Origin of the sequence: uncultured Acidaminococcus sp., from assembly GCA_900538365.1 — a bacterium.
Classification (GTDB): Bacteria; Bacillota; Negativicutes; order Acidaminococcales; family Acidaminococcaceae; genus Acidaminococcus.
In genome coordinates this window covers 1-26,205 of the sequence record UPXT01000027.1, presented here as the reverse complement: position 1 = coordinate 26,205, position 26,205 = coordinate 1, and the positions used below count along the sequence as shown (strand labels likewise).

Annotated in this window: 25 protein-coding genes and 3 tRNA genes; all 28 read right to left on the bottom strand. The window is 51.4% G+C overall.

Annotation, left to right across the window (positions count from 1 at the left end):
* Nucleotides 1-167: 167 nt before the first annotated feature.
* Nucleotides 168-1,178: an electron transfer flavoprotein subunit alpha/FixB family protein gene (locus QZQ08_RS06420; RefSeq protein ID WP_296329621.1), complete on the bottom strand. Its 1,011-nt coding sequence runs from the start codon at nucleotides 1,176-1,178 to the stop codon at nucleotides 168-170.
* A 13-nt stretch (nucleotides 1,179-1,191) separates the two neighbouring features.
* A complete protein-coding gene (locus QZQ08_RS06415) occupies nucleotides 1,192-1,983 on the bottom strand; it encodes an electron transfer flavoprotein subunit beta/FixA family protein (protein ID WP_296329618.1) in 792 nt (263 codons plus the stop codon).
* 461 nt (nucleotides 1,984-2,444) lie between these two features.
* Nucleotides 2,445-5,861 carry a DNA polymerase III subunit alpha gene (locus QZQ08_RS06410; RefSeq protein ID WP_296329615.1) on the bottom strand — a complete coding sequence of 1,139 codons (3,417 nt, stop codon included), beginning with the start codon at nucleotides 5,859-5,861 and terminating at the stop codon, nucleotides 2,445-2,447.
* A gap of 99 nt (nucleotides 5,862-5,960) precedes the next feature.
* Nucleotides 5,961-6,236, bottom strand: a complete 276-nt coding sequence (locus tag QZQ08_RS06405; RefSeq protein WP_296329611.1) for a DUF1294 domain-containing protein — start codon at nucleotides 6,234-6,236, stop codon at nucleotides 5,961-5,963.
* Nucleotides 6,237-6,242: 6 nt separating this feature from the next.
* Nucleotides 6,243-7,631: an NAD(P)/FAD-dependent oxidoreductase gene (locus QZQ08_RS06400; protein ID WP_296329607.1), complete on the bottom strand. Its 1,389-nt coding sequence runs from the start codon at nucleotides 7,629-7,631 to the stop codon at nucleotides 6,243-6,245.
* Nucleotides 7,628-8,587, bottom strand: coding sequence for a serine hydrolase (locus tag QZQ08_RS06395; protein WP_296329604.1), 960 nt, complete (start codon nucleotides 8,585-8,587; stop codon nucleotides 7,628-7,630). Before QZQ08_RS06395 ends, QZQ08_RS06400 begins: the two co-directional genes overlap by 4 nt.
* A complete protein-coding gene (locus QZQ08_RS06390) occupies nucleotides 8,584-9,252 on the bottom strand; it encodes a M48 family metallopeptidase (protein WP_296329602.1) in 669 nt (222 codons plus the stop codon). Before QZQ08_RS06390 ends, QZQ08_RS06395 begins: the two co-directional genes overlap by 4 nt.
* 217 nt (nucleotides 9,253-9,469) lie before the next feature.
* Nucleotides 9,470-10,762 carry a hemolysin family protein gene (locus QZQ08_RS06385; RefSeq protein WP_296329599.1) on the bottom strand — a complete coding sequence of 431 codons (1,293 nt, stop codon included), beginning with the start codon at nucleotides 10,760-10,762 and terminating at the stop codon, nucleotides 9,470-9,472.
* An 81-nt stretch (nucleotides 10,763-10,843) separates the two neighbouring features.
* Entirely contained in the window at nucleotides 10,844-11,506 is a 663-nt protein-coding gene (locus tag QZQ08_RS06380) for an HAD-IA family hydrolase (RefSeq protein WP_296329596.1), read from the bottom strand.
* A 107-nt stretch (nucleotides 11,507-11,613) separates the two neighbouring features.
* Entirely contained in the window at nucleotides 11,614-11,976 is a 363-nt protein-coding gene (locus QZQ08_RS06375) for a hypothetical protein (RefSeq protein ID WP_296329593.1), read from the bottom strand.
* A 12-nt stretch (nucleotides 11,977-11,988) separates the two neighbouring features.
* Nucleotides 11,989-12,984, bottom strand: coding sequence for a flotillin-like protein FloA (gene floA / locus QZQ08_RS06370; protein ID WP_296329590.1), 996 nt, complete (start codon nucleotides 12,982-12,984; stop codon nucleotides 11,989-11,991).
* Nucleotides 12,981-13,448 (bottom strand): NfeD family protein, encoded by a 468-nt coding sequence (locus tag QZQ08_RS06365; protein WP_296329587.1) that lies wholly within the window; start codon nucleotides 13,446-13,448, stop codon nucleotides 12,981-12,983. Before QZQ08_RS06365 ends, floA begins: the two co-directional genes overlap by 4 nt.
* A 120-nt stretch (nucleotides 13,449-13,568) precedes the next feature.
* Nucleotides 13,569-13,644: transfer RNA gene (locus QZQ08_RS06360), tRNA-Val, on the bottom strand.
* Nucleotides 13,645-13,653: 9 nt separating this feature from the next.
* A tRNA-Glu gene (locus QZQ08_RS06355) sits at nucleotides 13,654-13,728 on the bottom strand.
* A gap of 8 nt (nucleotides 13,729-13,736) precedes the next feature.
* Nucleotides 13,737-13,812 (bottom strand) — tRNA-Lys (locus QZQ08_RS06350).
* Between the two features lie 207 nt (nucleotides 13,813-14,019).
* Complete coding sequence (gene secF, locus QZQ08_RS06345; RefSeq protein WP_296329583.1) at nucleotides 14,020-14,907, bottom strand: protein translocase subunit SecF; 888 nt, start codon at nucleotides 14,905-14,907, stop codon at nucleotides 14,020-14,022.
* Nucleotides 14,904-16,142, bottom strand: a complete 1,239-nt coding sequence (gene secD, locus QZQ08_RS06340; protein WP_296329581.1) for a protein translocase subunit SecD — start codon at nucleotides 16,140-16,142, stop codon at nucleotides 14,904-14,906. The genes secF and secD overlap by 4 nt, the downstream gene beginning before the upstream one ends.
* A 135-nt stretch (nucleotides 16,143-16,277) precedes the next feature.
* Complete coding sequence (locus QZQ08_RS06335) at nucleotides 16,278-16,844, bottom strand: 5-formyltetrahydrofolate cyclo-ligase (protein WP_296329578.1); 567 nt, start codon at nucleotides 16,842-16,844, stop codon at nucleotides 16,278-16,280.
* 1 nt (nucleotide 16,845) lies between these two features.
* Nucleotides 16,846-17,229: a preprotein translocase subunit YajC gene (gene yajC / locus QZQ08_RS06330; protein ID WP_296329575.1), complete on the bottom strand. Its 384-nt coding sequence runs from the start codon at nucleotides 17,227-17,229 to the stop codon at nucleotides 16,846-16,848.
* Nucleotides 17,230-17,236: 7 nt separating this feature from the next.
* Complete coding sequence (tgt, locus tag QZQ08_RS06325) at nucleotides 17,237-18,361, bottom strand: tRNA guanosine(34) transglycosylase Tgt (protein WP_296329570.1); 1,125 nt, start codon at nucleotides 18,359-18,361, stop codon at nucleotides 17,237-17,239.
* A 13-nt stretch (nucleotides 18,362-18,374) separates the two neighbouring features.
* Nucleotides 18,375-19,394, bottom strand: coding sequence for a tRNA preQ1(34) S-adenosylmethionine ribosyltransferase-isomerase QueA (gene queA / locus QZQ08_RS06320; protein ID WP_296329567.1), 1,020 nt, complete (start codon nucleotides 19,392-19,394; stop codon nucleotides 18,375-18,377).
* Between the two features lie 171 nt (nucleotides 19,395-19,565).
* On the bottom strand, nucleotides 19,566-20,888 hold the full coding sequence (locus QZQ08_RS06315) for a SpoIID/LytB domain-containing protein (protein ID WP_296329565.1): 1,323 nt from the start codon (nucleotides 20,886-20,888) through the stop codon (nucleotides 19,566-19,568).
* Complete coding sequence (locus QZQ08_RS06310) at nucleotides 20,885-21,463, bottom strand: epoxyqueuosine reductase QueH (protein WP_296329562.1); 579 nt, start codon at nucleotides 21,461-21,463, stop codon at nucleotides 20,885-20,887. The genes QZQ08_RS06315 and QZQ08_RS06310 overlap by 4 nt, the downstream gene beginning before the upstream one ends.
* A 2-nt stretch (nucleotides 21,464-21,465) precedes the next feature.
* Complete coding sequence (ruvB, locus tag QZQ08_RS06305) at nucleotides 21,466-22,473, bottom strand: Holliday junction branch migration DNA helicase RuvB (RefSeq protein WP_296329558.1); 1,008 nt, start codon at nucleotides 22,471-22,473, stop codon at nucleotides 21,466-21,468.
* A 3-nt stretch (nucleotides 22,474-22,476) separates the two neighbouring features.
* Nucleotides 22,477-23,082 carry a Holliday junction branch migration protein RuvA gene (gene ruvA, locus QZQ08_RS06300; protein WP_296329556.1) on the bottom strand — a complete coding sequence of 202 codons (606 nt, stop codon included), beginning with the start codon at nucleotides 23,080-23,082 and terminating at the stop codon, nucleotides 22,477-22,479.
* On the bottom strand, nucleotides 23,079-23,576 hold the full coding sequence (ruvC, locus tag QZQ08_RS06295) for a crossover junction endodeoxyribonuclease RuvC (protein ID WP_296329553.1): 498 nt from the start codon (nucleotides 23,574-23,576) through the stop codon (nucleotides 23,079-23,081). Before ruvC ends, ruvA begins: the two co-directional genes overlap by 4 nt.
* An 84-nt stretch (nucleotides 23,577-23,660) precedes the next feature.
* Entirely contained in the window at nucleotides 23,661-24,392 is a 732-nt protein-coding gene (locus QZQ08_RS06290; protein ID WP_296329551.1) for a YebC/PmpR family DNA-binding transcriptional regulator, read from the bottom strand.
* Nucleotides 24,393-24,447: 55 nt separating this feature from the next.
* A complete protein-coding gene (locus QZQ08_RS06285) occupies nucleotides 24,448-25,953 on the bottom strand; it encodes a 4Fe-4S dicluster domain-containing protein (protein ID WP_296329549.1) in 1,506 nt (501 codons plus the stop codon).
* Nucleotides 25,954-26,205 lie beyond the last annotated feature (252 nt).

The following is a 26,205-nucleotide window of genomic DNA, read 5'->3' as shown; positions in this document are numbered from 1 at the left end:
TTTACTTTGCTTGACTGACAGGTCGACTGCATTGTACTTCATTAGGAGGTTTTTTATAGCTATAAGCTTTCCGGAACCACGCCACTATGGCGTGGTTTTCAATAGATACAAAAAAGCCCGGGCCAAAAAGGCTCGGGCTTTAAGAAACTTCATAGGAGTGCCGCTACTTAGGATTCCTTGAATTCCTTGATCTTCTGGGTGAGCAGAGGCAGGACTTTCAGGGCATCGCCAACGATACCATAGCGGGAGATTTCGAACATCGGAGCATCCGGATCCTTGTTGATGCAGACGATGGTATCAGATTTGCTCATACCAGCTTTGTGCTGAACAGAACCGGAAATACCGCAGGCGAAGTAAATCTTCGGCGTAACAGTTTTACCAGACTGACCAACTTGGCGAGGATGTTCGATGAATCCTTCATCGACAGCAGCACGGGAACCGCCAACTGCACCGCCGAGTACATGGGCCAGATCCTGCAGGAGGGCAAAGTTTTCTTTGGCTTTCATGCCGCGGCCGCCGGAGCAGACGAACGGAGCATCATCGATGGCCATTTCACCTTCGGTGACAACCGGATCTCTTCTCAGGACTTCAACGCGGTCTTCAACCTGATGTTTCAGGGTGTATTCAACGACTTCGCCTTTACGGGAAGAATCAGCTTCCGGAGCCTTGAAGGTCTTCGGACGGCAGGTACCCATCTGAGGACGGTCTTCTTTGCAGAGGATCGTAGCCATGATGTTACCGCCAGCAGCCGGACGGGTCCATTCAACAAGTCCGTCTTCTTCGACATCCAGGATGGTGCAGTCTGCGCACAGACCGGTACGTTCACGGGCAGCCACGCGAGGACCAAGGTCACGGCCGTCGTTCGTAGCACCGATGAGGATGGCATTCGGACGATATTCAGTGATCAGTTCTGCAAAAGCGTTGGTGTAAAGTTCCGTGGAATAATGAGCAAACTTCGGATCACGGACGACGTAAACAACGTCAGCGCCATGAGCAATCAGGTCTTGCGGGATATCTTTCGGATCATCGATCAGGAGGACAGCCCCAACACGCTGATGGCATTTATCGGCCATTTTTCTAACTTCGCCGAGCAGTTCGTATACGACATGAACGGGTTTACCTTCGTAATGTTCGCAATAAACCCATAAATCTTTTTCGTTACCGGTTTTCTTAGCCATTGTTATCCCTACCTCACTTCGTAATAATCTTGTCATCGATCAGCTTGTTGACCAGCTTATCGACAGCAATTGCAGGATCTTCATCGTTGAAGATTTCGCCATGGACCTGCGTAACTTTCGGAGTGAAGCTCTTCATGACCTGAGTCGGGGAGCCGGCTTTACCGATGATGCTGTGGTCGATCTGGAGGTCGTCAGCACTGTAAACAGGAACCTGGGTCTTTCTGGCTTTCATCTTGCCTTTGATGCTGGCAAAACGAAGTTCAGGGCTGCGCATTACCGTAACGACGCAAGGCATCTTCATAGCCAAGGTCATGGACGTATTTTCGTTGTCGCGGTCAACAACGACTTTGTCATCTTTGACCTGAACTTTCAGGGCAGCCGTAACTTGCGGCAGATCCAGATGTTCAGCAATTTCAGGACCAACCTGTGCCGTATCACCATCGATAGCCTGACGGCCGCACATGATGAGATCAGGAATCCCAAGATGTCTGATGGTTTCAGCAAGGGCAGCACTCGTAGCAAGCGTATCAGCGCCGCCGAAAGCTCTGTCACTGACGAGGATAGCTTCATCAGCACCGACAGCAAGGCAGTCCTTCAGGACGGATTCAGCATGGGGCGGTCCCATGGTGATGACCGTAACCTTGGCACCCATGGAATCTTTGAGTTCCAGAGCCGTTTCCAGGGCATACTGGTCATACGGGTTCATGATATTGGTGACACCGTCTCTGACGAGGTTGTTGGTAACCGGGTCGATTTTCATTTCGGCGGTATCCGGTACCTGTTTAACACATACAAAGATGTTCATTACAAAGCGACCTCCTAAAAACTTGAAATATTCAATCCATACCGCTTTATTGTAACACGGAGACCGGCGTCATGCAAGTTAGAAGGCTCTTATACGCGTAGGATCGAGCCTTGTTTTTATTTTCTTTACAAAATTAAGAAAATTTACGTTTTATATTTGCATTTATTGTCCACTTGTAACGTATAACTCAGTTCTTTTGCCCAATCTTGTGAGAATCAGTCAATAGAAAAACCGTTGTTTTACTGAAATCATTAAGATGACATATAATTTTTTTCTTATGAGGCATTCCTTCAAAACAGTTGGCAAAGAAACAGGAGATAAGCATGAAGACTCATTTTTTCCCCTCTTCTCCTTCCTATGTCCCATAAGAAAAGCCCCCCGATCCCTGACTGATAGAAGCTTGTCCATCCAGTAAAAAAGCCCCTGCCAACATTGCAGGGGCCTTTATAAAAAGACATGACTCAGCGGAGGCCCTCCTCACCTAGGACCCGCTTGATGGCATCAGTAAATCCCGGTGCCTTTCCGTCCACCCAGAACTGGGGCCTCGTACGGATCACTTGCCTGGTTTCTTCTACATGAAGATAGACGGGGTTTTTCCCATGAAAGGCGCTGAAAATGGAACTCAGCTGGGCTTGGACAGCCGGCGTATTGCGTCCTTTGCCAATGAAAAGGTGGATTTCCTTTTCGCGCTCCCGCAAGGGCTCAATACGATTGGCAAATAGGCGCGGTGTCTCTTCATCAAATTTCAGCATGCCCGTAATGGCAACAGGCTGATCTTCTTCAATCTGGCTGCGGCATTCCCCATACGTGCGGGGAAAGGCAACGACACTGATACTGCCCGTCAAGTCTTCCAGCATAAAGTTCGCCATGCGTTCTCCTTTTTTCGTTGAACGGATGCGGACACCTGTAATGAGCCCGCCAACGGTAACGCGCTCTCCGTCATGGCAGTATTCTTCCGTGCAGCGCGCAATACCGGTCATGGACGAAAGGACCTTGCGGAAGGCGTCCAAGGGATGGCCCGTGACGTAAAATCCGATGAGTTCTTTTTCAAGGCGCAGGACTTCGTCCTTAGGGATTTCCGGCAGGTCCGGGATGGGAATGGCCGCTGCGCTCTGCCGCGTATCGCCGCCAAACAGGGAAAGCTGCCCAGTCATGCGGTCATGCTGATCCTGGGCCGCCGCGTCAAGGGTTCGGTCCATGATGGCAAGAAGCTGACGGCGGCGGCAGCCAAAGGTATCCATGGAGCCGCTCTTGATAAGGTTTTCCACGACCCGCTTGTTGACCTTGGTCAGGTCCACACGGCTGGCAAAGTCAAAAAAGTCCTTGAAAGGCCCATGGGTTTCCCGTTCCTTGAGGATAACGGCCACAGCCGTTTCCCCGACGCTCTTGATGGCGCCAAGGCCAAAGCGGACATTATTGCCATCAACGGAAAAGGCGGCTTCACTGGAATTGATGTCAGGCGGCAGGACTTTGATGCCCATATCGCGGCAGACACTGATATACCAGCTGACTTTTTCCGCCACCGTGATCACGCTGTTAAGGAAAGCCGCCATATACTCCACCGGATAATTGGCCTTCAGATAGGCTGTCTGGTAGGCCACAAGGGCATAGGCGGCAGAATGGGATTTATTGAAGCCATAACCAGCAAAGTGCTGCAGCAGGGCAAAGATTTCTTCTCCCAGCTGACGGCTGATCTGGTGTTCCCTTTCTGCGCCAGCAAGGAATTTTTCCCTCATGCTGTCAAGGAGCTTCGCCTTCTTTTTCCCCATGGCGCGGCGCAGGATATCTGCTTCGCCCAAACTGAAACCGCCAAGGACGGATACGATCTGCATGACCTGTTCCTGGTATAGGATGACGCCGTACGTATCGGCCACAATGGGTTCCATCAGAGGATGCAGGACCCTAGCCGTGCGCTTTCCATGACGGCCGGCAATGAAGTCTTCCGCCATACCGCTTCCCAAGGGGCCAGGTCGATAAAGGGCCACAAGGGGGATGAGATCGGCCATGGACTCCGGTCCCAATTCCTTCATCAGACGGGTCATGCCGTCTGATTCCATCTGAAAGACGGCCGCCGTATCGCCTGCGCAGAGCATCTGGCAGGTTTTGGGATCTTCCAGGTCGATATGGTGAATATCAAGTTTGATGCCCTGATTCTTTTCAATCATCTTCACCGTATCATCAATGACGGTGAGGGTCCGGAGGCCCAAAAGATCCATCTTAAGAAGGCCCAAGGCCTCAGAACAGTCCTTGTCGTACTGGGTACAGATATATTCATGGTCATCGTCACTTGTCGAGGTAATCTGGAGGGGGACGTAATTGGTCAGTTCTCCCGGCGTGATGACAACCCCTGCCGCGTGGGTCGACGTATGACGCGGCATACCTTCGACACGGCCGGCAAAGTCCATGAGCTGGGCAATACTGGGATCGTTCTGGACAAGCTGCTGGAGATCCCGGCTTCCCTCAAGGGCACTTTTGAGGGTTGTCCCCGGTGTGTTGGGGATGAGTTTATTGACCTGCCCGACGACGTTCAGGGGAACTTCCATCGAACGGCCCACGTCCTTGATGGCCGCCTTGGCGGCCAGGGTCCCAAAGGTCACAATCTGGGCCACGTGGCTTTCTCCGTATTTACGGGCTAAATAGTCCACCACCAAATGGCGCTTCACGTAGCAGATATCCGTATCAATATCCGGCATGCTCACCCGTTCCGGATTAAGGAAACGTTCAAAGATCAGGTTATATTTCAGGGGATCGATGTCCGTAATGCCCGTAAGGTACGCGACAATGCTTCCGGCGGCACTGCCGCGGCCCGGACCAACGGGGATATCATGGGTCCTGCAGTAATTGATGAAGTCCCAGACTATGAGGAAGTAACCTGAATAGCCCATTTGACGGATGATGCCAAGTTCATAGTCCATCCGCTTTTGGGCCGTGCCATCATCCTTGGGGTAACGTTCTTGAAAGCCTTTGACGCAGAGCTTCTTAAGATACCCATCCATACTTGTTTCCCCTTCGGGAAGCGGAAATTCAGGAAGGAGAAGGTGTCCAAATTCAAGGGTGAGGTCACAGCGGTCAGCAATTTCAAGGGTATGATCAAGGGCCTCTGCGTCGTCTGGGAAAAGGGTCTCCATTTCGCTTCGGCTCTTTAAATAATAGGAGTCATTATTAAAGCGCATGCGCTGCGGGTCAAGATAGCGGGCGTTGGTCTGGATACACAGGAGGATATCCTGGCCCTTGGCATCGTCCTGATGGACATAATGGAGGTCATTTGTGGCAACAAGTTTTACATTATATTTGCGGGCCAGGTGGTGGAGTTCGTCAGCCACGGCCTTTTCCTCAGGCAGGCCATGATTCTGGATTTCAAGGTAGTAATGGTCCCTTCCAAAGATGTCAAGGTACTCAAGCATGGCCTTTTCCGCCGTTTCCTTTTCGCCCCGCACGATGTGGCGGGCCACTTCCCCGGCCACACAGGCACTGAGACAGATAAGGCCTTCATGATATTTGCGCAGGTCCTGTTTATCAATGCGAGGTTTATAGTAAAAGCCTTCGACCTGCCCAATGGAAACAAGCTTCATGAGGTTTTGGTACCCGGTCCGGTTCTCGGCAAGAAGGATCAAATGATAGAGCTTACTGCGGGACTCCATGTTCTTGACGGTGTGGGAACCGCTCGTAATATAGACTTCGCAGCCAATGATGGGCTTGATTCCCTGCCTGACGCATTCCTGATAAAACTCGATGGCACCATACATGACACCGTGATCGGTAATGGCAAGAGCCGGCATGCCCAGTTCCTTGGCATAACTGACAAGGTCCGGGATCCGACAGGCCCCATCGAGGAGGCTGAACTGTGTATGGGTATGGAGATGGACAAATTGATCCATAAGGGACTCCTTCTCAATAAAAAAACAGGAAGATGCCGCGAAACCGCGCAGCACCTTCCCTAGCTCAAACGGATGATGCAGAAAAGTACGGGACTTTCCTTATTTCAGATAGATGAGTCCCGCCACTTGGAGCAGCATGATGAGAGGGACACCAAAGCGAAACTTTATATGCTGCGTCTTGTGCCGGAAGCGTTTCATTCCGCCAAAGGCCCCCATTCCGCCGCCCAAGACAACAAGAAGGAGCAGGACCTTTTCGGGAACACGCCATTTATTATGGATGGCACAATACTTATCATAACCGTAGATGAGGAAGGCCGCAGCATTGATGGCAAAAAGATATGCCAAAAACAGCGGCTGGTCGAGGATGGCTCGCATGACGGCTTACCCTTTCCGCGCCGCACGCTCACCAATCACGCGGGCAGCGTAGACACCGGACGCGCTTGCCTGGGAAAGGCCGCGGGTGATGCCCGCGCCGTCACCGATAGCAAAGAAATTGGGCAGCTGGGTTTCCAGGTTGCCGTCAAGTTCCAGACGGGAACTATAAAACTTGACCTCTACACCATAAAGAAGCGTATCATCATTGGCCGTTCCCGGGGCAACCTTATCCAGGGCATAAATCATTTCAATGATGTTGTCCAGATGCCGCTTTGGCAGGACAAGACTCAAATCGCCGGGCACGGCGTTCAAGGTCGGACGCAGAAAACTCTTGCTGAGACGATGGGCGTTGGTTCGACGGCCTTTGACCAAATCCCCGAAGCGCTGGACAAGGACGCCGCCGCCCAGCATATTTGACAGGGAGGCGATGTGTTTTCCGTAGCGATGCGGTTCCTTGAACGGTTCCGTGAACTTGTTGCTCACAAGAAGGGCAAAGTTTGTATTGCCGCTGTTGCGGGCAGGGTCACTAAAGGAGTGACCGTTTACGGTAACGATTCCGTCCGTATTTTCTGCCACGACATACCCATTCGGATTCATGCAGAAAGTGCGGACCCGGTCGCCATACTGCTTGGTTGTATAAACGAGTTTGGCTTCGTAAACTTCGTTTGTGATATCTTCAAAGACCTGTGCCGGCACTTCGACACGGACACCGACATCAACTTGGTTGTTTGTCAGGTCAAGCCCCAGCTGTTCACATTCCTTGCTGAACCATTCAGCACCGGCGCGGCCTGGTGCGCCAATGAGGTAGGTGCAGTCCACCGGTTCTTCCTGCCCTTTGATGAGAAGACGGTAGCCATCCTCCTTTTTTTCAATATGGTCCACCTGGGTATCGCAGCTGATTTCAATGCCATGAGCCAGCAGGAAACGATAGATACTTCCCATAAGGAGGCGGTTGTTATCAGTTCCCAGATGACGGACCTTCGCGTTCAGCAGATGCAGGTCATGCCCCAGTGCCTTCTTTCCGATACGGCAGTTCTTTGTGGAAAAGACTTCGCCCGGTGCGCCGTGACGGCAGTTGATTTCATCGACATAATCAATGAGTTCCATGACGGTCTTTTTCGGCAGGTAGTCACTCAGCCAGCCGCCAAATTCCGTCGTAAAGTTATATTTGCCGTCGGAAAAGGCGCCGGCCCCGCCAAAGCCGCGCATGATGCTGCAGGGCGTGCAGCGGACACACTGTTCGGTCTTTCCTGCAATGATGGGACAATTGCGGGAATCAATGGCATGCCCTTCTTCAAGGATCACAACTTTTATATCCGGATATTTCAAGGCAAATTCATAAGCGGCATAAATGGCCGCGGGACCGCCGCCAATAATCGCTACATCTCTTTTCATTTCTTGAACACCTCTTTATCATTGACCGTATTGAAAATAATGGAAGAAATCTGATTGATGGTCTTCATGGTTTCATCCTTGCGAAGGGCCTTATCTGTCATGATGACAAGGATATATTTCTCCTTGGCATAAATGATGCCCCCTGCGTTTTGGACGCGGCCCTCACTGGTCGAAACCTGGGCAAGGCGCAGTTTTTTAGGAAGCAGGGCTCCTAAAAGCTGCCGGTCATTCTGTTTTTCCATGAGTCCCAAAAGATAGGCATCCAGTTCCTTGGACACACAGTTTCCTTCATAGAGCCTTGTAAGGAGTGTGACCATATCATTGACGGAAGTATAGGAAATGGTTTCATTCTTTTTCTTATCCTCAGCCGTTTCTTCCGTTTTTACAAGATCTGGGCTCCCCAAAATGGTATCTGCATAACCTTTATCAAGAAGGTATGCATTGATCTCATCCCATCCGATAAGGCGCACGAGTTCATAAAGGGCGGTTTCATCCTGATCGAGCATCATGTCTTCCAAAAGGATGCGGACGGAAATCTTGCTTCCCGGCTTGATTTTGGAAAGGGCTGGACTCTTTTCGCGAAGCGACTTGGCTTCCACGATGACCGGATCATCAAGGGACAGGTCACCTGCTTTTACCGCATCTAGGAGAGCCGCTGCAACGTAAGGCCGAATGAGTCCTCCAGCTGGCATCTTTCCCGAAAAGTTGTAAAAGACCTCTCCCGTATCAAGGGATTTATAATAGACAGAACTTGTTGCTCCCGACTGGGCAATCACATTATTAAGGAAAGTATAAGGCAGCTTTGTATCCTTATCATGGACGAGCTGGGATTCCTGTTTTTCAATTTCCTTTTGCTGGGCAATGTATTTTGGGCTCTGATGAATGAGATGAAAGGACAACCCACCCACAAGAAGCAGGAGCAAAAGACACAAAAGAATCCGTTTGTTGATACTCATAAGATTTCCATAACCCCCTGGTTTTGTTTGAGCCATCCTTCCCGCACTTTTCGATCAGGAAGCCAGCTTTCTACGTAAGACCAAAAAACGCGGTCATGATGCATAGAAAAAAGATGGCACAATTCATGGACAACCACATACTCCACGGCTGACGGCGTGCAGAAAATAAGATGCCAATTAAAGCGCAGATGTCCCCGGCTGCTGCATGAGCCCCACCGCGTCCGTGCCTTGGATAAAGAAAAAGGCGGTGCAGGAAGCTGCATGAGGGCGGCATAACGGCTGACAAGGCGCTGTAAAACCTCCATCAAGAGCGCACACAAATAGCGCTGCAGGTCCGCCTTGGCTGCGTTCACAGGAAAAAAGAGTTCCCCGCTCATTTCCCTCATAGAAAAGTCTTTTTCTTCCGTCATGCGAAGCGTCACCTGCCTTCCCAAGATAGGAAGTGTCTCCCCTTCCCTCAGGCTAAGGGCTCTGTAGCGGGCGCGGCGGCAGCGCATCCTTGCAGCGTGTGATTCAATCCATTCCTTTTTTTCCGCGATAAAACGATCAATATATGATTTTGGCGTCCCGTAAGGGGCCCGCACGATGAGCTGGCCTTCCCGGTCGATTTCAAGGGCAAGGGTCCTCCGGCGTGAAAATACAAGTTTTGAAGATACCATAGCCATTCTATTATAACACAATGTCCCTCCTGAAACGGGAAAAATATTTTAGCAGCGCTATGTCTCCTTCAAGGAAAAACCCTCACTCCTGGCGTCAGGAAAATGACCCTGGGCTTTTTTTGCGCAAGAAAAAGACCCTCCGCCCAAAGCGTACGGAAGGTCTTGAAAAAGCCTTTTTACAAAGAAGAAGCAAGAACCACATATCGGTTGGAACGGGTATAGGTCATCCATCTTCTTCATCTTTTAAGGGCCGCACTTCAACCACAATTTCCTTCACGCGATGGGCATCCGTCTTTGTCACTGTTACATGGAGATTTTTTTCGTCAAAAGAGGCTCCTTTTTCGGGGATTTCGCCCAGCCGCTCAATGACCCAGCCGCTGATGGAATTATTTTCCAGGCCATAGACAGCATTATCAAGGTCCAGATAGCGGAAAAGATCAAAGAGATTCGCGTTTTGTCCGTTGGAATCGCAGTTAACAAGATACGTATGTTGGGCAATCTTGCGGAAAGATGAAGTCATGCGGTCATGTTCGTCCCAAATCTCACCGACCAATTCTTCAACAATGTCCTCGGTTGTCACAAGGCCATCAATGGTCCCATAGCTATCGACAACAATGGCCATTTCCACTTTGGCCTTCTGCAGGTTTTCGATGACGAGCCCTATTTTTGTCGACGTATGGACAAAAACCACGGGCTTCAGGATGGTCTTGAGGTCAAAGTCGGGATCCTTGAGATAGGACGCGTAAAAATCACGGGCATGAACGGCCCCAATGATTTCACTGTAGTCGTCCTTGAAGACAGGCAGACGGGAAAAGCCCTTTGTTGAAAAAGTGGCAAGGGCCGCTTTGTTTCCTTCAGAAATATCGATGGCTTCAATATCGACACGGGGCGTCATGATCTCCCGGACACGGATATCAGTGAATTCGATAGCTGACTTGATGCGCAGGCTGTCCGCTTTTTTGATGAAGCCCCCTGTCTCCACTTCATCAACCATGAGCATGAGTTCCTCTTCCGTAGCAGAACGAGGAGGCATCTTGGAAGCAAAGCGTCCCATGGCCTTTTTGACGATGCGGAACAAAAAGGTAAAGGGAATAAACACAAGGACGAGGATAGAAAGGAGCCGCGCCGATTTCATGGCATATTTTTCGGGTTGATCCTTGGCAAGGTCTTTAGGGATAATCTCCCCAAAGATAAGGATGATAACCGTCGTCAGCACCGTAGCCAGGGCAAGTCCAGAAGCCCCCATATAAGCGGTCGAGACGGCAGCCGCCAAGGAAGCCGCAGCAATATTGACGACATTATTGCCAATCAGGATGGTCGTAAGTGTCCGATCAAAACTGTCAAGGAGTTTCATCACGATGCCCGCCCGTTTATCACCTGTTCGGGCAATATTCTTGAGCCGCAGTTTGTTGCTTCCGGTCAGTGCGGTTTCCGCCGCTGAAAAAAACGCCGAGAAAAAGATAAATAGAACAAGAATCAGGGCAAGAAGCCCTGATGGGATTTCAAGATTTTCCAAAGTGCCACTTCCTTTTGGGATGATGATTCCCCTTATTATAGAAAAAGTGGGAAGCAAGGTCAAATCAGAAGCCTTCCGTCATCAGCCAAAGGTATGGGTCAAAAGAGCTTCCTTGAGGGCCTCTACCGTGGCAGCAAGGCCGAGCGGATGAGCCGCTGCAAGATCCTTTTCTTTTCCATAACCGTAGGTTACGCCCACGCAGTCGATGCCCATCTTGCGGGCGCCTTCAACATCATAAGCTGTATCCCCCACCATGAGGACGCGTTCCTTTGCCGTTTTCAAACTAAGCCGGTTCAATACCTCTTCGATGACCGCGCTTTTGGTCCGTCGGGACGCATCGAAGGAAGCCCCGCCGATTTCCCGAAAATAGGGAGTCAGGTCAAAATAATCGGTAATACGCCGTACAAATTCCTCCGGTTTGGCCGACGCCGTAGCAAGCAGGAACCCTGCTCCATTAAGCGCTTCCAGCAGGTCCTTAATGCCGGGGTACAGCTCATTTTCAAAGATGCCGATCGTGGTGTAGCGTTTCCGGTACAGGGCCGTTGCCTCAAGGGCCATGGCTTCTGTAAAGCCAGGAAGGGTCAGGAAAGAATCGACAAGGGGCGGCCCAATGAAATAAAAAAGGTCCTTTTTCGCGGGCACAGGCCTGCCCAGTTCCTTGAGCGCATACTGGACGCAGCGGATGATCCCCTCTTCCGATTTTGTGAGGGTTCCGTCAAGGTCAAATAAGATCACGTCTTTCATAGATACTTTCCTTTCAAAAAAGGGGCAGCTCCCCATCAAAGTGACAGTGAAAACGGGGCTGCAGCAGCGCCGCAGTCCCGTCAGCAAAAGCAAAGGGTCTATCTATTCTACCATTTTTTCTCTAAAATAGCACTCCACAAGATGCCTTCCCGCAGTTTCTGCTGCCGGCTGCGGCGCCTATGCGCTGTTTGGATGGCTTTTTGGGCTTCCTTCATTTCCTCCTGGTTCGAGACTTCCTGAACGCTGGGTCTTAGCTCCTCGAGGCTTTCTTTGAGGGGACTGCGTTCCTTACTTTCTGTAAGGACTGCCGCCGCGCCATCACAAAGTGCGGGTGCCTCTTGGGGCTGCTTATTTGGCCTTATCCGCAGGGGCAGTTTTCCCTTGAGGGCAGGCCTATTTTTTCTCTGCCTGCGCTGCACATGGGAATAAAAGATAAAGGCAAGGACAAGAAAAAAAATGAAATGATCCATGGGGCGGCCTCCTTACTCATCACTTGGATGATCCACTCCCTGCAGGGGCTCACCGCCCGCAATCTGTTCCCGCATGGCCGTATCGGCATTGATGTTCTTCATGCGGTAATAGTCCATGACGCCCAAGTGGCCTTCACGCAGGGCGGCCGCCAGGGCAGCCGGAACTTCCGCCTGGGCTTCGACGACCTTAGCCTTCATTTCCTGCGTATAGGCACGCATTTCCTGTTCCTTGGCCACAGCCATGGCCCGCCGTTCTTCTGCTTTTGCCTGAGCAATGTTCTTATCGGCTTCGGCCTGGTCCGTCATGAGCTGGGCACCAATATTACGTCCCACATCAACATCGGCAATATCGATGGAAAGGATTTCAAAAGCGGAACCAGCATCAAGTCCCTTGCTCAGGACCGTGCGGGAAATATGATCGGGATTTTCAAGGACATCCGTATGCTCTTCCGAGGACCCCACCGTGGTGACAATGCCTTCGCCGACACGGGCAATGATGGTCGATTCCCCAGCACCGCCAACAAGGCGGTCAATATTGGCACGAACCGTAACACGGGCGCGAACCTTAAGTTCAATGCCATTTTTGGCCACAGCTGAAATCAGCGGGGTTTCAATGACTTTCGGATTGACGCTCATCTGTACAGCTTCCAGGACGTCACGCCCAGCTAGGTCAATGGCGGCGGCCCGTTCAAAGGTAAGGGGGATGGCCGCCCGTTCCGCCGCAATGAGTGCATCAACAACGCGGTCCACGTCCCCACCGGCAAGATAGTGGGCTTCAAGTTGATCCACATTGACATCAAGGCCGGCTTTATTGGCCTTCACCAGAGGCAGGACAATCTTAGAGGGCACAACGCGGCGCAGCCGCATCCCGACGAGGGTAAAAATCCCCACATTGACCCCGGCGGCAAGAGCGGATACCCAAAGACCAAGGGGCACAAAGTGCAGGAAGAGGACAATGAGGACAAAAAGGATCAGAACAACGAAGGAACTGCTCAATAAAGCAATCATAGGACCTCCTTTTCAACAACGAGCTGCCGTGAACTGACGGCAATGACTTTGACCGGTGTGCCGGCCTCATAGAATTCCCCACGGGTCATGGCGTCATAAGGCTCCCCGTGGATTTCGACGCGTCCGGATGGGCGCAGGGGCGTTGCAGCCGTTCCCGTCTGTCCCACCATCTGGGTCAGGCGCTCTGTGGCTTCATAGCCCTTATCAGCCGTAAAGCGCAATCCCAAGGTGATGCGCCGGCCAATGCGGCTGTGAGGGCCTTTGCGGAAGAACCAGTACGCTAGGACAAGGGTCAAAAAAAGCAGGGCACCGACAATGAAAAGGGCCTGTCCCCCACCGCCAAGATAGATAAAGAGAGCGGCCAAAAGAGAGAAAAGACCGGTTACGCCAAAAATCCCAAACCCGGGAATTGCAGCTTCCACCATGAGCAGGACGACGCCTATTAGAAGAAACGTCATAAACATAAGGAATCCCTCCTTTTATCAGAGGCGTTTACCTATATATTCTACAACTTACAGGAAATTCCTTTTTTGGACAGCAAAAAAAGACCTCCGGAAGTATCCGAAGGTCTTATTCTCGGGAGTTGGTGGGCGCTAACAGGATCGAACTGCTGACATTCTGCTTGTAAGGCAGACGCTCTCCCAGCTGAGCTAAGCGCCCAAAAAAAAATGGTGACCGGAGGGGGAATCGAACCCCCGATACCGCCGTGAAAGGGCGGTGTCTTAACCGCTTGACCATCCGGCCAAAAAAAATGGTGATCCGCCAGAGGATCGAACTCTGGACACCCTGATTAAGAGTCAGGTGCTCTACCAGCTGAGCTAGCGGACCACGTCAGTCACTGAAAAGTGACTACTCGTATATAATACAGCATGAGTTCATTTTATGCAAGCACTTTTTTTCTTTTTTTTTAAATTTTTGCATGGCCTGCTGGATATCCTGTAGGACAAAGGGCCTCCTCCTTTTTTGAAGGCGCCTTTCCAAAATAAAACAGAGGACCGTCCCCCATAGGAAACAGCCCCCTGCTCTGCGATCCAGTTATTTGTGGCTGCCGCGGCTGCGCAGTTTGATCCACAAGGGACCAGCCAGGAAGGTCGATGTATAGAACCCGCTGGTAAAGCCAACAAGCATGGCAAACGAAAAGTTGCGAATCGTCTCTCCGCCAAACAGGAAGATTGCAATGACGGCAAAAAGGGTCGTTGCCGACGTATAGATGGAACGGTTCATCGTCTGCCAGATGGAATTATCCACCATATCCCCCAAGCTCTCACTGCGGCGATGGGTATGGAGGTTTTCCCGGATCCGATCAAAAATGACAATCGTTCCGTTGATGGAGTAACCCACCACCGTAAGGAGCGCGGCTACAAAGGACGAATCCATTTCAAGCTGCAGAAGGGAGAACCAACTGAGCGTGACCATAACGTCGATGATGAGGGCGATAATGGCGGCAAAGGCAAAGTTATGCTCAAAGCGGATCGTAATGTAGATGATCATGAGCACCCAGCTGAGAGCAACGGCGCCCATAGCTGATTTTACAAGGTCTTGACCTACCGTGGCCCCGACGTTTTCCACACGCAGGACCTCATTGGGCCCCAGTCGATTGGTCATGTCCGTCATGGTCTCAACGCGCTGGTCATCACTGATGATGCCCGTACGGATAAGGACGGACTGACTTTCTTCGGTATGCTGCCCATCCATACTGCCCAGCTGAATGATACTGCTGCCCAGCTTATGGTCGGAAAGGACATTACGGACCTCACTTACGGTCACGGGGTTTTCGAACTTCACATCAATGATGCTGCCGCCCGTGAAATCAATCCCGAGATTGAAGCCCCTTGTAAGCATGGACACAACGCCCACCAAAAGGAAGATCAGGGAAATGGAAAAGAAGACCTTCGCTTTTTTCACAATGGAAAAGTGCTTCATTTTTCCACCTCCTTATCTTTTTTCGGAAGGCTGGCCCCATAGAAGAAGGGATTCTTCGTAAACTGGCTGCCAACCAAGGCATTCAGGATGAACTTCGTAACCGTAATGGCCGTAAACATACTGATGAGGACACCTAGGGCCAACGTCACGGCAAACCCACGGATGGGGCCTGTGCCGAGATAAAACAGCACGGCAGCGGCCATGATGGTCGTCACATTGGAGTCCATAATGGTCACAAAAGCACGGGAAAATCCGGCATTTACAGCTGCACGCAGGGTCTTGCCCGCTTTCACTTCTTCCTTGAAGCGCTCAAAGATAAGGACGTTGGCATCAACCGCCATCCCAATGGAAAGGATGATGCCCGCAATCCCCGGCAGGGTCAGTGTGGCATTGAGGCCTTTCATGACGGCAAGGACGAGGAGCGTATAAAGAAGCAGCACAACGTCAGCAATGAATCCGGACAGGCGATAGAAGAGCAGCATGAAGATAAAGACGCCGGCCACCCCAATGGCAAAGGCCTTGACGCTCTTATCCTTGGAATCCTGACCCAAAGTCGGACCGACGGTGCGGTTTTCCACCACTTCGAGCTTGATGGGAAGGGACCCACTGCGGAGCAAAATAGCCAGATGTTCAGCTTCCTGGGCATTTTGGGAACCTGTAATCTGGGCATTGCCGCCCGTAATCGGTTCACTGACACGAGGCGCTGTCAGGACCTTGCCATCCAACAGGATGGCAATCTGGTTGCCTACATTCTTTGCCGTCAGTTCAGCAAACTTCTTGGCCCCTTCTTCATTGAACTGAAGGGTAACAACAGGACGGCCTGACTGATCGGCACTTGCTTTGGAATCCTTTAGGTCCTTACCAGTGAGGACCGTATGGCCTTCCATGTCCTTGAATTCAAGCATGGCCGTTTTGCCAAGCATGGCAATGGCCTGTTCCGGGTCCTTGACGCCCGGGAGCTCAACAATGATCCGGTCACGGCCCTGACGCTGGATGACCGGCTCTGTGAGGCCGAGTTCGTTGACACGGCGCTCAATGATGCTGATGGAACGGTTCATGGCATCATCATCAACTTTAGCTTCTGGTGTATCCTCGGCTTGAAGGACGACATGAGTCCCTCCCTGAAGGTCAAGGCCCTGTTTGACGGAAAGCGCCAAAGGCTTAACCAGGAGCGCAAAGCAGATGATAATGGCCAACACTGACACAATCAGCTTGATCCGATTTTTCTGCTGCAAGATAAAGTTCCTCCTTGATGGATTGCAAAATTTTGTGGATGCCTGGCATCCAAGAAAAAAGACAAGGGACCCATAAAAAGGCACAAGGCCTTTTCATGGCTCCGGTTGAGCGCGGTCCCTCCCCTGTTATGAGGCTTATTTACACACCCTGAGTGCTTTTTCCGTCACAAGATAGCGGATCTTGAAGTCATGGGCCTGGGTCGGCAGTTCCGGAAGGACTTGGACCTCATTGGCCACTCCCATAGTAACCCCTTTTGTGCAGCGGGGCAGAAAACGATCATAGAATCCCTTGCCCTTTCCCAAGCGGTCACCGTGTTCCGTAAAGGCCGCACCGGGAACAAGGATAAGGTCGATATTCTCAGGACGGATGACCTCGACCGGTTCCTGCGGAGTACGGATGCCATACATATCCTTTGCCAGTTTTTTTAAAGTCACAAGCCGGACAGCCTGCATATGGCCATCAAGGTCCAAAATCTGAGGAACGCAGACCGTTTTTCCCATATTAAGCGCCGTCTGCATGGCCTGATCGACGGAAACTTCCTTGCCCGGCATGGCAAGATACCCCATGATCACCTTTCCTTCAAGAAATAAGCGGCTCACAGAAATGTGGCTGTTGATTTCCTTATTGAATTTATTCAGTTCACGCTGATTGAGCTTGGCGCGTCTTTCTTCAGCTTCCTTACGGACTGTGCGCTTATCCATCTTATTTGGAAGCCTCGGAAGAAGCCGTTTCCTTCGCCTCTTCAGCAGCTTCGGCTTTGGTCTCTTCTACTTTTTCTGCTGCTTTTGCTTCTGCTTTATCTTCTTTTGCAGCTTTCTGCAGTTCCGTCGTGATAACGGTTCCAACAGCAGCCCGGCGAATCCAGATTTCAACATCTTCTGCAACCTTGATGCGGATACGGTCATCCTTGATTTTGGCAATTTCGCCGAAAATGCCGCCAATGGTGACAATCCGCGTGCCCACTTTCAGGGAATCAAGCATATTGGCGCGCTTTTTCTGATCCCGCTTCTGCGGGCGGTAAATCATGAAATAGAAAATCACACCCATAAGGATAAAAGGCCAAGCCATTTGTACAATGTTCTCCATCTTTTACTTACCTCCTACTGGTTCTTTGGTATTGGTCTAAGAACGCCGCCCTAAATTCAGGGAACGTATCATTAGCAATGGCACTGCGCATGTCCTCTGCAAATTTTAACAGAAAACGCAGGTTATGTATAGATAAAAGGCGCATGGCAAGAAGTTCTTCTGATTTAAAAAGGTGCCGGATGTAGGCTCTTGAGAAATGACGGCAAGTATAGCAGTCACAGCCTTCTTCAATGGGCCGGAAGTCTTCCCGGAATTCGAGGTTCTTGAGGACGAGCCGCCCTGACCGGACCATGGCTGTTCCGTTGCGCGCGACCCGCGTCGGATAGACGCAGTCAAACATATCCACACCCAGGTTCACACCTTCCACAAGGCAGTCCGGCGTGCCAACGCCCATGAGATAACGGGCCTTGTTTTTAGGCAGATACTGTGTCGTCCTGCCCAAAATATCATACATCAGATCGTGGGGCTCGCCGACACTGAGGCCGCCAATGGCCATGCCGGCAAAGTCAAGTTCCGACAGGGCCTCGGCACTGTACTTGCGCAGTTCCGGATACATACCGCCTTGGACGATTCCAAACAGGCCTTGGTCATCCCGCGTCTTTGCGGCAAGGCAGCGCTTTGCCCAGCGTGTTGTCCGTTCCGTCGACTTTTTGGCATAATCAAAATCGGCTGGATAAGGAATACATTCATCAAAGGCCATGATGATGTCGGCCCCGATGTCTTCCTGGGCCTTCATGGCCACTTCCGGACTGAGGAACTGTTTGGACCCATCAATATGGGAACGGAAGGTAACCCCTTCTTCCGTAATCTTCCGGATGGCACCTAGGCTAAAGACTTGGAAGCCGCCGCTGTCCGTCAGCATGCCTCGTTTATAGTTCATGAAGCGGTGAATGCCGCCGGCCTTACGAATGAGTTCCGTCCCAGGCCTTAGGAACAGGTGATAGGTATTGGACAGGATGACTTGACTTTTCATGTCGTAAAGTTCTTCCGGCGTAAGTGTCTTGACCGTTGCCTGGGTCCCAACGGGCATGAACATCGGTGTATCAAAGGTACCGTGAGGCGTATGGAGCTTGCCCAACCGGGCACCGCTCCGGGGATCTTCCTTGATGAGTTCGAAGTATACAGCGTGCATAAAGACTCCTTTATCAATCTTTGATGAACATGGCGTCGCCAAAACTGAAGAAACGATATTTTTCCTTCACGGCTTCCCCATAGGCATGAAGGATGTTCTCCCGACTCGAAAGGGCCGAAACCAGCATGATGAGCGTGCTCTGAGGAAGGTGGAAATTGGTGACAAGGGCATCGACAAAGTGGAACTTGAAGCCCGGATAGATAAAGATCTTGGTCCAGTTGCCGCCAGGCACCATGGTGCCGCTTGCTCCCGCCGATTCCAAGGTGCGGACACTCGTCGTGCCGACTGCAATGATGCGCCGGCCCTCTTTTTTGGCCCGGTTCAAGGCAGATGCCGCCTCGGGGGAAACCGTATAGAACTCACTATGCATTTCATGGTCCTCAATGCGCTCTTCACTGACAGGGCGGAACGTCCCAAGGCCAACATTCAAGGTCACAAAGACTTCTTCAACACCCATTTCCTTGATTTTCTGCATGAGTTCCTTTGTAAAGTGAAGGCCCGCCGTCGGCGCCGCAGCACTTCCCAGCTCCCGGTTATAAACGGTCTGGTAGCGTTCCTTATCCTTGAGTTTTTCATGGATATAAGGCGGCAGCGGCGTTTCTCCCAAGCGGTCCAGGATTTCCTCAAAAACACCGTCAAAGCGGAAACGGGCAACACGGCCCCCAAAATCCGTTTTTTCAAGGATGGTGCAGGAAAGTTCCTTACTGAAGATGATTTCCGCCCCTTCCTGGAGTTTTTTCCCCGGTTTCACGAGGACTTCCCAATCCGTATTATTTTTCCGGGTAAGCAAAAAGACTTCAACATGGGCACCTGTCGTCTTTGTCCCGTGTAGACGCGCCGGCATGACGCGGGTGTCGTTGAAGACAAGGACATCACCCGGTTTTAGGTATTCAGGAAGGTTATAGAAATGACGGTGTTCCAACGCGCCAGTCTTTTTATCCATGACAAGCAGACGCGAAGCATCCCTTGGTTCAATCGGTGTTTGCGCAATGAGCTCCTTGGGGAGATCATAATCAAAATCAGTGACTTCCATATTAACTCCTTCATGGGGCGGCCTCGGGCCTTCCCCCCTTTTTTTGATTCATCAACCAGGCAAAAAATAGTTCCGTCCAGCCTCCATTGTATCAGGAATAGGCTGGACGGTCAAAACTGATAGGCAAAAAGAAGACGTTTTTTATCGTTGGTTCATCAATGGCCGTAAGGTTCAGTAACGTACCTCAAGGGAAATGCCCCGATAATAGTGCCGGAGGATGGTCTTATAATAATCCTTTTTCCGACGGGCACTCTTTTCAAGGGCCATACCGCGGGCACCCCACTGGCTGAGTCCAACACCGTGGCCCCAACCGCCGCCGACGAAAAAGACCTTTTCATCTTTGACCCCGGCAAATAAGCGCAGGTCCCCAACCTTTGTTCCCGTACCTTGGCGGGTCTTCTTGTCGATGGGAATTTTCTTGCGGCCCACCTCATAGCCGTAAGCATTCTTGATGGACACATCGATGGAGTCAGGTTCATCCGTACCGATGATGACCTCAAAAAGAGTGCTGTTAAGGCCCAATAAAGACCGCACCTGACTGCCTGTGAGTGTTACGTCACGGCGGCTGCCCTTAAAGGTCATCCGTTTGACCCGGCCGCTGGTGCCGCGGTCACTGGACCACTTCATGGGCGCTTTTCCCAGCGGCAGGAGACGGATGCCCTGCAGCTTGCCAATGTCATAGCCGCCCTGTTTCAACGTCCGTTCGAGCTGGGCTTGCGTAAAGCTCTTGGTCCAGCTGTAGTTAGGGGAATCCTTGTCATCATCCTTGACGGCCTGAAGATAAGGGATATCCTTTCCCCAGACGTTTGCAGCCGCTTCTGTATAACCGCCGCTCGTGCTGTGGAAAAAGGCTTGGATGGGCTCTCCGTCGTAAACAGCTGCCACGCCGCGCGTTGCCTTGACAAGTTTTGTCGTATTGGGATGCTCAGCTTCGATTCCTCCATAGACCTGGCCTTGATCCGTTGCCTTGATATCAAAGCCTTCATACTGGGGATGATCCAAGTGGTAGAGGGCAAAGCTGCGGGCAGCCACGGCCTGGGCCTTGATGGCTTCATCAGGCCACAAAGGAATCACTTCCCTAGCTACCACCCCATAAAGATATTCCTCCACGGGAAGCGTGTTGACAACGGTAAGGCGCTTTTTTTCGCGGGTCATGACCGCAGTCAGGGCTCCGCGGTATTTCTTCCGGTTCACAAGGACGGGCTGGCTGGCATTTTGGGCCACAAAAGAAAGGCAGCTGCCAGAGAGTTTTTTCTTATCGGCATAAAAGCGTCCGCCCTTCATGGAGATGAAATGCCGCCCTGGTGATAGGGTCACTTTCTTTCCCCGCCCATCAATGACCGTTATTTTCCCGGCAGAACTCAGTTCAGCCGAATACTGGTCCACAACCAGGCCGACCCGGATTTTGGGCCCTAGGGAGGAAGCCGAAGCGCTTAGGGAAAAAAGCAGTAAAAAGGCGAGGAAAAAAGCTGTCAGGATCTTTTTCATCTTCATCGCGCCGCGTCCTTTGCCATAATTTCAGGAATATTCTTCTTCCTTTTGCGGATTTCATAGCGATCCCGTTCACTAAAGATGCAGCCACAATAGGGCTGACGGTAAAGGTCAAGGTCGAGACTGATTGCTACGCCTTCTTCATAGCCCTCACGGAAATCTTCATAATAGAAGGGAATCCCAAAGCGCGCGGCCGCCTCTTCGGCAGTCCTGCGGATGAGGTCATGCTTTTGATAAGGACTTACAAGAAGGGTCGTGGAAAACGCATCAAAACCATGTTCCTTGGCGTAGCGGGCAGCCATCTCAAGACGCACGCGATAGCAGTAAGCACAGCGCACGGTCGGTTCGCTGAGCATACCCCGAAGCGTATCTTCCAAAGGATAGCTCTTATCCGCCACAAGGGGATAATGACGGGCCTCACAAAATTCACGGAGCGTATTGAGGCGCCGCTTGAATTCCTTGTAAGGGTGGATATTGGGATTGAAGTAATAAATCGTAAAGGTATGCCCTTCAGCCGTCAGTTCCTTTGTCGGATAGCAGGAACAGGGACCGCAGCAGGCATGAAGCAGGATATTCATGGTCATCTTCCTTCCGGATAGGCAATTCCAAGATAACGATATGCCGCCGGTGTTGCCTGGCGGCCTTTTGGGGTCCGCTGAAGCATGCCCAGCTGCATGAGGTAAGGCTCGTAGACATCTTCCAAGGTCTCTGATTCCTCATTTAAAGAAGCTGCCAGGGTATCGACGCCGACAGGACGGCCGCCGAAATCCTTGACGAGCTTTGTGAGCAGGCGCCGGTCACTGCGATCAAGACCCAAGTCGTCGATTTCAAGGCGCTCCATGGTCTTCCTGCAGATTTCCTTAGTAATCGTGTCCGCCCCAGCCACTTCGGCAAAATCCCGAACCCGTTTCAGGAGCCGGTTGGCCACACGGGGCGTGCCTCTGCTGCGCCGTCCAATTTCATAGGCTCCTTCATGGTCAATCTTGACGTTCAGGATTTCCGCTGCCCGCTCCACAATGATCTGGAGTTCCTCAGCCGTGTAAAATTCCAAATGGCAAATGACACCAAAGCGGTCCCGCAGCGGGGCCGCCACGCTTCCCATGCGCGTTGTTGCCCCAATGAGGGTAAAGCGCGGGAGGTCAAGGCGTACACTGCGGGCAGCAGGCCCCTTGCCGATGATGATATCAAGGGCATAGTCTTCCATGGCCGAATAAAGGATTTCTTCCACGGTCTTGGGCAGGCGGTGGATTTCATCGATAAAGAGCACTTCGCTTTCATCCAGATTGGTCAAAATGGCGGCCAAATCCCCCTGCCGTTCCAAGGCAGGTCCGCTGGTAATCCGGATATTGACGCCCAGTTCGTTTGCGATGATATTGGCAAGGGTCGTCTTGCCAAGGCCAGGCGGTCCATAAAGCAGGACATGATCCAAGGCTTCCCGGCGTTTGAGGGCGGCCTGAATGAAGACGGTCATATTTTCTTTGACCTTTTCCTGGCCAATGTATTCCTGTAGCCTGCGGGGCCGGAGACTGTACTGCCAGCCATCCTGGACCTGCTCACCGCCAGCAATGATGCGCTGATCTTCTTCCACGGCTTATCCCCTCCTTGCCATGACCTGGAGGGCCTTTTTGAGCAGGTCCTCCGCCGACATGTCCGCAGTCACCTTGATGCGGTTCATGACGCCTGAGATTTCATTTTGGGTATATCCTAAGGAAGCAAGGGCCTCCATGGTTTCCGTCAAGGCAGAAACAGGGCCTTCCGGAGCGAGGAATCCTCCCTCTGATTCAGGCAGCGGGCCTTCTGGTCCCGTCAGGTCCTTTAGCTCCAAGAGCATACGTTCTGCCGTCTTTTTACCAATGCCCGGAAGCTTGGTCAGGAATTTCACGTCCCGGTTCTTGATGGCAAGCAGGAAATCGTCCACTTTTGACGCGGAAAGGATGCCTTGTGCCACCTTCGGGCCAATGCCGCTTACCGTAATGAGTTTTGTAAAAAGACCATATGCCTCCTGGGAAAGGAAGCCGTAAAGGGTCAGGGCATCTTCCCGGACAGCAAGGTACGTATAGACCTTAACTTTATCATCAAGAACCAAGCGTCCCAAATCCGATGTGTTCATGTAGACGCGGTAGCCGACACCTTGGGTTTCAACGAATGCAAAATTGCTTCCAATTGTATCGACGCGTCCTTTGATAAATCCAATCATTTGAGTTTCTCCATAAGATCTTTTTCGCGGACATAATTGAGGCCTGTAATGGCAATCGCAAGAGCATCTGCCGTATCATCCGGTTTTGGCTCTTCCTTTAAGCGGAGCAGTTTCATGACCATATAAGTCACCTGCTTCTTGTCGGCCCGGCCCGTACCCGTGATGGCCTGTTTGATCTGGATCGGTGTATATTCATAGACCGGCAGATCGGCCATGGCCGCCGATAAGACGATGACGCCGCGGGCCTGTCCAACTGCAATGGCCGTTGTGACATTACGGTTAAAAAAGAGCTTTTCCACGCTCATAAAATCCGGCTTATACTCCTTGATGAGGCCAGTCAATGCTTCATAGATGATCTGGAGCCGTTTTTCCGGCAGCATGTCCTTATCGGTCATGATGGACCCGTAATGAATGGGAATGAGCCGGCTTTTCTCCAATTTTACCAGACCGTAACCGCAGATTGCGGTCCCTGGGTCAATTCCGAGTGCTAACATGGGGCCTCCTTGGTCACAATCCATTTCCTTATATAACAAACAAGCCGGCCCTGGTAGTCCCAGACGGCCGGCCCAAATCCAAGCTTATTCCTCATCAGGCAGGTCTGCGTTGGTGTACACATCCTGCACGTCATCGAGTTCATCAAAGCTGTCGATCATTTTCTGTACTTTTTCTGCATCCTCACCGGTAACGGCAATGGTATTGTCAGGGATCAAGGACAGTTCGCTCATGGCAACATTGATATTGTGGTCTAAAAGGGCTTGTTCCACAGCATCATAATCTTCCGGAGCGGTCGTAATGACATAGGTATCATCGTTGGTTTCCATGTCCTCGGCACCCGCTTCGAGCGCGACTTCCATCACTTCGTCCTCAGCCGGAGCGCCTTCCTTTTCGATGGTGAAAAGGCCTTTGTTCTTGAACATCCAGCTTACACAGCCAGATTCACCCATGTTGCCGCCCTTGGAAAAGACGTGGCGCACATCGGCGGCCGTACGATTGCGGTTATCCGTCAAGGCGCTGATCATGATGGCAACGCCGGCAGGTCCGTACCCTTCATAGGTAATTTCTTCGTAGTTCGAGCCTTCCGTCGTCCCTTCGCCTTTGGCAATGGCGCGTTTGATGTTTTCTTTTGGGATGTTATTGGCTTTGGCCTTGGAAAGGGCAAGCTTCAACCGCATATTGCCTGTTGGATCGGAGCCGCCCATCTTGACAGCAATGGTGATTTCACGGCCGATTTTCGTGTTGATCTTGCCGCGCAGGGCATCGGCCTTTCCTTTTTTGAACTTTATATTGGCCCACTTGGAGTGTCCGGACATACTGAATTCCTCCCAACAAAACTGTGTACTACCCGCCTATTCTATCACAAAGCGCTTATTTGCGCAAATAGACGCGTTCCATGTCGACATGCTTGACTTCGTTCTGGGCAAAATCATTGTCGCCGGCACATTTGACCTTCGTTGTGTCAGCAAAGCGTTTAAGGAGAACCCGCGTAAGCCCCGGTTCCGTGAGTGACCCTGGACCATTGAGGCAGCCCTTGACACAGGCCATGCCTTCCAGATACTTGATGTCAAGCTTGCCATCCTGGTAATCCTTGAGTGCCTTGAGGCACTCTTCCAGGCCATTGCAGTAGAGACTGTTTACCGTAATGTCATGGAATTTTTCCGTATAGTCGTTCACGGCCTTGCTGACACCGGCTTCCTGAGGGAAGCTGCAGCCATCAGCGGAAGAGTCAGGCTGGAAGTCCTCGGCTTCCAGTTCAGCCGGGTTGATTCCCTGGCTGTCCATCATGCACTTTAGTTCCTCAAAAGTCAGGGAATAATCGATTTCATCCGGATGCTCGCGAGCTTCGACTTTCTTTGCAATGCAGGGACCAACAAAGACCGTAATGGCGCCGGGATCATTGTGCTTTACAGCCTTGCTGCGGGCCACCATCGGTGAAACCGTATCGGAGATGCAGTCAGCAAGGGCTGGGGCATGACGCTTGACCGTTGCAACGAAAGCGGGGCAGCAGGAACTTGTCAAAAGTTTCTGGTCGCCATGCTCCACTTTTTCCACGTATTCCTCAGCTTCTGAAATGACCGTCATATCTGCCCCAACGGCAACTTCCTTGACTTGCGTAAAGCCCAGCATGCGGCAGGCTTTTTTGATCTGACCAGGAGAGACCTTGAGTCCGAACTGACCGACAAAGGAGGGCGCCAAAAGTGCGTAAACGCTGCGGTTTTCAGCCTTGAGGTCCTGGATAAGCTGTACAATGTGGCTCCGTTCTTCGATGGCGCCGAAGGGGCAAGCCCCACGGCAGGCACCGCATTCCACACAGACATTTTTATCGATTTCCGCCTTTTTGTCAGCCCCCATATGAAGGGCGTGGACCTTACAGGCGTTTTCACAGGGACGGGAGATTTCAACGACAGCGCCATAGGGGCAGGCCCGTTTGCAGTTGCCGCATTCGACACATACATCATAATCAATATGGGCACGGCCCTGGTATACGGAAATGGCCTTTTTCGGGCAGCCGTTCATGCAGCGATGGGTCAGGCACTGGCGGCAGACATCAGTAATCATGTACTTATTGACCGGGCAGGCCGAGCAGCCTTCCGGCAGGACGGCAATGACATGCTGCGTTCGGTCAACCGGTTCCGAAACGGCCTTTTTAGCAGCTTCAATGATGTTCAGGTCCGTATCAAGACCTAAGGCTACATTGATGCGCTCCTTCAAAACGGCCCGTTCCTTGTGGACGCAGCAGCGCAGACGCGGCGAATCCTCTTGGACGATCTGGAGGATGTCATAGACATGGTCTGGCAGGTTCCCATCATAGGCCATCTTTGAGAGCATGGTCAGGACTTTCCGTCTGATTTGCGTAATTTGAGTGACTTCCATTTGATACCCCTTCATCATATGTTTAAAATCTATGGACACTATAATATCATACTTCAGCTAAAAAAATAAGCCTTAAAACCATAAAATCCTCGTAAAAATGATACAAAATTTACAAATTAATAGTCATTATTCCCTCCCCGTTGTTAGAATTGTTTGTCTATTTAGAGTGGACAGTTTCTTTGTCCTCAGCAAAAAAAGGTTCTATAATAAATGTTGGGGTGAGGAAATATTCTTTCCTCACCCCATTTTTGC